The following is a 6,136-nucleotide window of genomic DNA, read 5'->3' as shown; positions in this document are numbered from 1 at the left end:
CAGATAATTTTACAACTATTGAATTCACTACTGCAAACCTGGATAGATATTTTATCCGGCAAAGTATATTGAAAGCTATCAATTCTTCTTTAACATATTTCCATGGCTCTTTATTAGATATTGGTTGTGGTCAAATGCCCTACAAAAATTACCTTATTGAAAATTCATCTATAAATAGTTATGAAGGATTAGATATTGAAAATGCATTGCAGTACAATGCTGATGTAAAACCTGATTTTACCTGGAATGGCAAAACAATGCCATTTGAAAATGAACAATTTGATACTGCTTTTGCAACTGAAGTGCTGGAACATTGCCCGAAACCAGAAATAATTTTTGGGGAAGTATATAGAGTAATGAAACCAGGAGGCGTTTTCTTTTTTACTGTTCCTTTTCTTTGGCCATTGCACGAAGTGCCTCATGATGAATATAGATACACACCCTTTGCCTTAACAAGATTACTGGAAGAAGCTGGGTTTAAAAATATTTCAATAAAAGCTACAGGGGGCTGGCATGCTTCTTTAGCCCAAATGCTGGGGCTATGGGTAAGAAGGGCTCCTTTAACAAAAAGGCAGAAAAAATATTTATCATTTATTTTCAAACCTGTTATTAAAAGGCTGTTGAAATGGGAGAAATATAGTACCGTAGATTTTAAAGAAAGCCAGATGATTACCGGATTGTATGGAACCGCTTATAAATAAACTATGAAAACACTCGCTATATTTTCACCCAATAGAAATGCCTATTCAGAAACTTTTATACAGGCACATAAAAAATTACCTTTTAATATCAGGTATTATTATGGTGGATACTTACCCACAGCGTTAGAACCTTCGGGCTCATTTTTTAAATTTAATTTATTAGACAAATTTAAAAAAAAAATAAAATCAACATTCAGTTGGTATGAATATGCTTTGCTTCAATCCCTTAAAAAAGAAAAGGTTGATTGTGTATTAGCTGAATATGGAATAACTGCATCTGAATCTTTACAGGTTATCAAATATTTAAAACTGCCATTGATCGTACATTTTCATGGATTTGATGCCAGTAACAAAAGTATATTAGACAACTATGCAAATAGATATAAGGAAGTTTTTGATTATGCCAGTGCAGTTGTAGCAGTTTCTTTTAAAATGAAAGAGGATTTAATAAAATTAGGATGCCCGCTCTCTAAATTAACTATTGTTGCTTGTGGCCCCGATCCAATATTTTTGAAAAATAACCCTCCCTATGTTAACCCGAAATTTACAGCAGTTGGAAGATTTGTTGATAAAAAGGCTCCATATCTTACAATAGCTGCGTTTAAAAAAGTAGTAGAAACATATCCTGATGCTAAATTGATAATGATAGGGGATGGAGCTTTATTAAATATATGTAAAAACTTGGTTAAGGGATGGAAACTTTGTGAAAGTGTTGAGTTTAAAGGGATTTTAAACCAGGCAGAAATCAGGGAAGTATTTCAGGATTCCATTGCATTTGTTCAGCATTCAATTATTGCGGATAGCGGGGATACAGAAGGTACACCTGTTGCTGTATTAGAGGCGCAGGCTGCTGCATTGCCAGTTATATCTACTTATCATGCGGGGATTCCAGACGTCGTAATTAATAGTGAAACCGGGCTATTGGTTGAAGAACATGATATTGATGGAATGGCAAATAACATGTTAAGGATATTACAAGAAGAAGGTCTTGCAAGAAAGCTTGGAGTAGCTGGCAGGCAAAGAATTATTGAAAAATTTTCTAGGGAAAATAATCTTAGTGTTTTAAAAAATTTAGTGGATCAAGCTTGTAATCATCCTATTCACTTATAATCTTTCTCCTAAAGATTCCCAATGATTTTAATAGAAAATCTAAAAACGTTCAGGCAAAGTTTAAAGATTATTTTTCATTTCTCTAAAATGAAAAAAATAAAATTTAATGTTGGTTCTGGTGGTACAAATAAGGATTACAGTTGGTATGCAACTGATATGAAGAACCTTGATATTACAAAAGAGACAGACTGGAGAAGATTGCTTTTTATATTTGGCCTCGATAATATTATGGCAGAGCATGTTTGGGAGCATTTAACAGATGCTGATATGGAACTTGCCAGCCTGGTGGATATGGTGCCGGAGCAGATGATCATAAGATTCTCTTAAACTACAATATCATCAAAGAATGATTAGAAAAGGCAGGCTTTGCAGTGAAATTATTAGAATATTGGGATGGGAAAGGGAACTGATGAAGGGGGACACATAATAAGGTCAAAAAGATATGGTTTAAGAAATAAAAATGTTATTTTAAATTATACTTCATTAATTGTACATGCTGTTAAACTATAATGGAAAGTAAGTTAGCCCCTATCGTATTATTTGTTTACAACCGACCCTGGCATACAGAGCAAGCGCTGGAGGCATTAGCGCAGAATGAAGAAGCAAGGGAATCTGTTCTGTATATATATGCAGATGGCCCTAAACAAAAGATAATCTTTGAAGAAATTAAAAAAATAGAGGAAACCAGGCGGATCATAAAATTAAAAAAATGGTGTAAAGAGGTTTATATTATTGAATCGGAGATAAATAAAGGGTTGGCCAATTCTGTGATTACTGCCACTACAGCAATTGTAAACCAATATGGCTCAGTTATTACCTTAGAGGATGATGTTGTTGTTTCAAATTATTTTTTAAAATTTATGAATAAAGCTTTGCAATTATATGAATCCAATCAAAAAATCTGGATGATTTCTGGCTTTTATTGGCCAATAAAATCAATTCAAAAACAACAAAGCTTTTTTCTCCCTTTTTCCAGTACCCAGGCATGGGGTACATGGAAAAGAGCCTGGGATATGTTTGATCCTTTAGCTAAAGGATATGAAAAAATGAAAATATCCTCTTCCTTAAAGAAAAAATTTAATTTGAATGATTGTTATGATTTTGCTGAAATGCTTTTTATGCAAATGGAAACAAAACAAATTGATTCCTGGGCAGTCCGGTTCTGGTGGTCTTTGTTTCAAAATAAGGGATTGGTACTATTTCCAGATAAAAGTTTAATTAAAAATATTGGCTGGGACGGTTCTGGAACTCATTGCGGTACTGAGAATTTTTTTGAAGATGCATTCTGGGACAAAAATTATCAAGTAGTAAAATTCCCTGCTAAATTAAAAATTAGCCAAAAGAATTTTAGGTTAGTTAAAGTATTTCATAAAAAAATTTCTCATCCGGAAACCGTAACTATAAAAAACAAGATATTGGGATTTTTAATTCAGATAAAAGAAAAGTGGATAAATTTTATAATTAAAGAGAGAGTGTGAAATTTCTTTATGAAAATGTAACAATAGTAATTCCTGTTTCTTCATCAGTACCGGAAGCCTTTGAAAAAATTTCTCTAAGCCGTTGCTTACAGGTGCTGCATAAATATCCCATCGTGTTTGTAGTACCTGCGCAAATGGATGTTTCCTGGTATAAAGAAAACTGTGCCGGGGAAACTAATATTTCATTTGAAAGATTTGATAACCAATATTTCGGCAGCACAGAACGGCATAGCAGGTTATTACTTTCTGCATTATTTTATAAAAGATTTTTATCGTATGAATATATCCTCATTCATCATTTAGACGTATTTGTGTTTGAAGACAGCCTTTTGGAATGGTGTAAGAAAAATTATTATTATGTTGGCGGCCCATGGGTACAAACCAACTGGCATAAAAATTTGTACCAGTTAATTGTAAATGAAACTTTATCTTCAAAACCACTCATTAACAGAATGCTCTTAAAAATTATCTGGAAACTAAGCGGCCTGGATGATAACGCAAAACTTGCAGTTGGTAATGGCGGCCTTAGTCTCCGAAAAGTAAAGCCATTTTACCAGGCATGTATTACTTATAAAAAAATGCTGAACACATGGAGATATAATGAAGACATATTCTGGAGTATATATTTACCACTTAATTTACCATGCTTAAAATTACCCGGATGGAAAAAAGCACTTGAATTTTCATTTGATATTAACCCATCAGTTTGTTTTAAATATAATAATAAAAACCTGCCATTTGGTTGCCATGCATGGTTTAAAGATGAACTTCCTTATACTGGCAATCTTGAATTCTGGACTCCAATTATTGAAATGAAAACGGGTTTTAAAATAGAAGACAAAATAAGGGAGAGTGGAAAACCTGCAAAATGAATTACCCCAAAATTTCAATAGTTACGCCTTCTTTTAACCAGGGCCAATTTATTGAGCAAACCATCCTGTCGGTAATAAATCAAGGATACCCAAACCTTGAATATATTATCATAGACGGAGGCAGCACTGACAATACAATAGAGATAATAAAAAAATATGCACCTCATTTAAGCTATTGGGTAAGTGAAAAAGATAAAGGCCAGGCAGATGCTATTAACAAGGGGTTAAAATATTGTACAGGCGAAATATTTAATTGGATAAACAGTGATGATTACCTGGCGGAGGGAGCTTTAAAAAAAGTAGCAACTTCTTTTGAAGCTGGTAGTGCAGGAATAGTGGCAGGTGCAGTACAGAACTTTGATAATACTGGGCTTTTAGAATTATACATTAGCAAGAATCTGAAACCGATTTTTTTTTTTGATAAAGAGGCTGACTATGTTTATCATCAACCCGGGGTTTGGCTACGGCTGAACATCATGAAAAAAGTGGGGCATTTTAGAATTGACTATCATTATTGTTTTGACCAGGAATATATGCTTCGGTATTTATTGATGAATAGTAATGTAAATTATATTCCAAATGTACTTGCTTTTTTCAGGGAGCATGAGGCATCAAAATCTGTTGCACAAGCTGATATGTTTTTTTGGGATTTTAATAAAATGTATAAAGAATTCTATAAATCTCAAAAGGGCAGCATGCTGTCTGTAATTGCCAAAAGAAAAAGCAAGGAATTTGAATGGCCCTTGTTACAGCAATCTATCGGGCAAAAAAATTATGGAAAAACAGGTGAGTTTTTTGCTGCATTGTATATTATACTTAAAGATCCTTTACATCGGCTTAATAAAAGTAATTTGGGATGGCTAAAGCATATATTATTTAGAAAGTAAAATGAAACCACCAGTGGTAAATGAGCATTTTAAAATCATTTGTCACAAAATTGGCAATTGCCGGAAATTATTCCATTTACAAAGTTTTTTAAAATATTTTAATTAATGGTTTCTATTATAATTCCATGTTATAACCAGGCACAATACCTAAGTGAGGCTTTGGATAGTGTGATTACTCAAACTCATAAAGATTGGGAATGTATAGTTGTAAATGACGGCTCTGCTGATAATACGGAAGAAATAGCCATGCAATATTGTGAAAAAGACAAACGTATAAAATATTTTGCCAAATTAAATGGCGGCCATTCGGCTGCAAGAAATTTTGGTATCAGGCATTCAAAGGGAGAATATATTTTACCATTGGACGGGGATGATAAAATAAGCGAAATTTTTCTTGAGAAAGCTGTGGAAGTTTTGCATTATAACAGAGATGTAAAAGTAGTTTCCTGCCAGGTACAGCTATTTGGATATACAAATGAAAAATGGGTTCAGTCACCATACGATTTTAAATCATTATTATTGGTAAATTCTCTTTGCATAACCTGTTTATTCAGACGGGAAGATTACGATCAGACCATGGGCTATGATGAAACTATGTTGGGTTATGAAGATTGGGATTTTTGGATCAGTATGTTGAAGAAAGGCGGAAAAGTTTTTGAATTACCATTTACATGTTTTTATTACCGTAAAAAAATATCTTCCACTTTTCAGGATTTTTTAAAAGATAAAAAAAGAGTTTCTAAGGATCTTTTTAAATTATATAACAATCAAATAGAAGTATATCAGCAATATTTCCCGTCACCAATTGAGTTAATCAGGGAGAATGAAAAACTGAACAGGGTAATTAATGCATATCACCTGTCAGTTACTTATAAATTAGGAACAAGGTTTCAGCAATTTAAAAAGATGTTATTTAGATCAAAATGAAAATAAATGCCTAATACTCCCTTAGTATCGGTTATCATCCCCTGTTATAATGTTGGCGGTTTTGTAGAGCGGGCTGTAAACAGTATATTAAACCAGACCTTTACTAACCTGGAAATATGGCTTATTAATGATGGATCAACAGATGATACTTTACAAAAAAT

General features: G+C 33.1%; 8 protein-coding genes. All 8 read left to right on the top strand.

Features of this window, described 5'->3' with window-relative positions:
* Nucleotides 1-701, top strand: a 701-nt coding sequence (locus tag ACHZDT_RS04660; RefSeq protein WP_394773482.1) for a class I SAM-dependent methyltransferase, incomplete at its 5' end; no start/stop codon positions are given.
* A gap of 3 nt (nucleotides 702-704) precedes the next feature.
* Nucleotides 705-1,811, top strand: coding sequence for a glycosyltransferase (locus ACHZDT_RS04655; RefSeq protein WP_394773481.1), 1,107 nt, complete (start codon nucleotides 705-707; stop codon nucleotides 1,809-1,811).
* 21 nt (nucleotides 1,812-1,832) lie between these two features.
* Nucleotides 1,833-2,138 (top strand): hypothetical protein, encoded by a 306-nt coding sequence (locus ACHZDT_RS04650; protein WP_394773480.1) that lies wholly within the window; start codon nucleotides 1,833-1,835, stop codon nucleotides 2,136-2,138.
* Between the two features lie 182 nt (nucleotides 2,139-2,320).
* Nucleotides 2,321-3,289, top strand: coding sequence for a hypothetical protein (locus ACHZDT_RS04645; RefSeq protein ID WP_394773479.1), 969 nt, complete (start codon nucleotides 2,321-2,323; stop codon nucleotides 3,287-3,289).
* On the top strand, nucleotides 3,286-4,161 hold the full coding sequence (locus ACHZDT_RS04640; protein WP_394773478.1) for a DUF5672 family protein: 876 nt from the start codon (nucleotides 3,286-3,288) through the stop codon (nucleotides 4,159-4,161). The genes ACHZDT_RS04645 and ACHZDT_RS04640 overlap by 4 nt, the downstream gene beginning before the upstream one ends.
* Complete coding sequence (locus ACHZDT_RS04635; RefSeq protein WP_394773477.1) at nucleotides 4,158-5,048, top strand: glycosyltransferase family 2 protein; 891 nt, start codon at nucleotides 4,158-4,160, stop codon at nucleotides 5,046-5,048. Before ACHZDT_RS04640 ends, ACHZDT_RS04635 begins: the two co-directional genes overlap by 4 nt.
* A gap of 105 nt (nucleotides 5,049-5,153) precedes the next feature.
* Complete coding sequence (locus ACHZDT_RS04630; protein WP_394773476.1) at nucleotides 5,154-5,975, top strand: glycosyltransferase family 2 protein; 822 nt, start codon at nucleotides 5,154-5,156, stop codon at nucleotides 5,973-5,975.
* A 6-nt stretch (nucleotides 5,976-5,981) separates the two neighbouring features.
* Nucleotides 5,982-6,136: glycosyltransferase family 2 protein (locus tag ACHZDT_RS04625; RefSeq protein ID WP_394773483.1), on the top strand; the 155-nt coding region annotated here is incomplete at its 3' end.

The sequence above is a fragment of the Flavobacterium sp. genome (genome assembly GCF_043722275.1).
Taxonomy (GTDB): domain Bacteria; phylum Bacteroidota; class Bacteroidia; order Flavobacteriales; family Flavobacteriaceae; genus Flavobacterium.
Note: the sequence above shows the minus strand (reverse complement) of the source record. Positions and strands in the feature narration are given on the sequence as shown.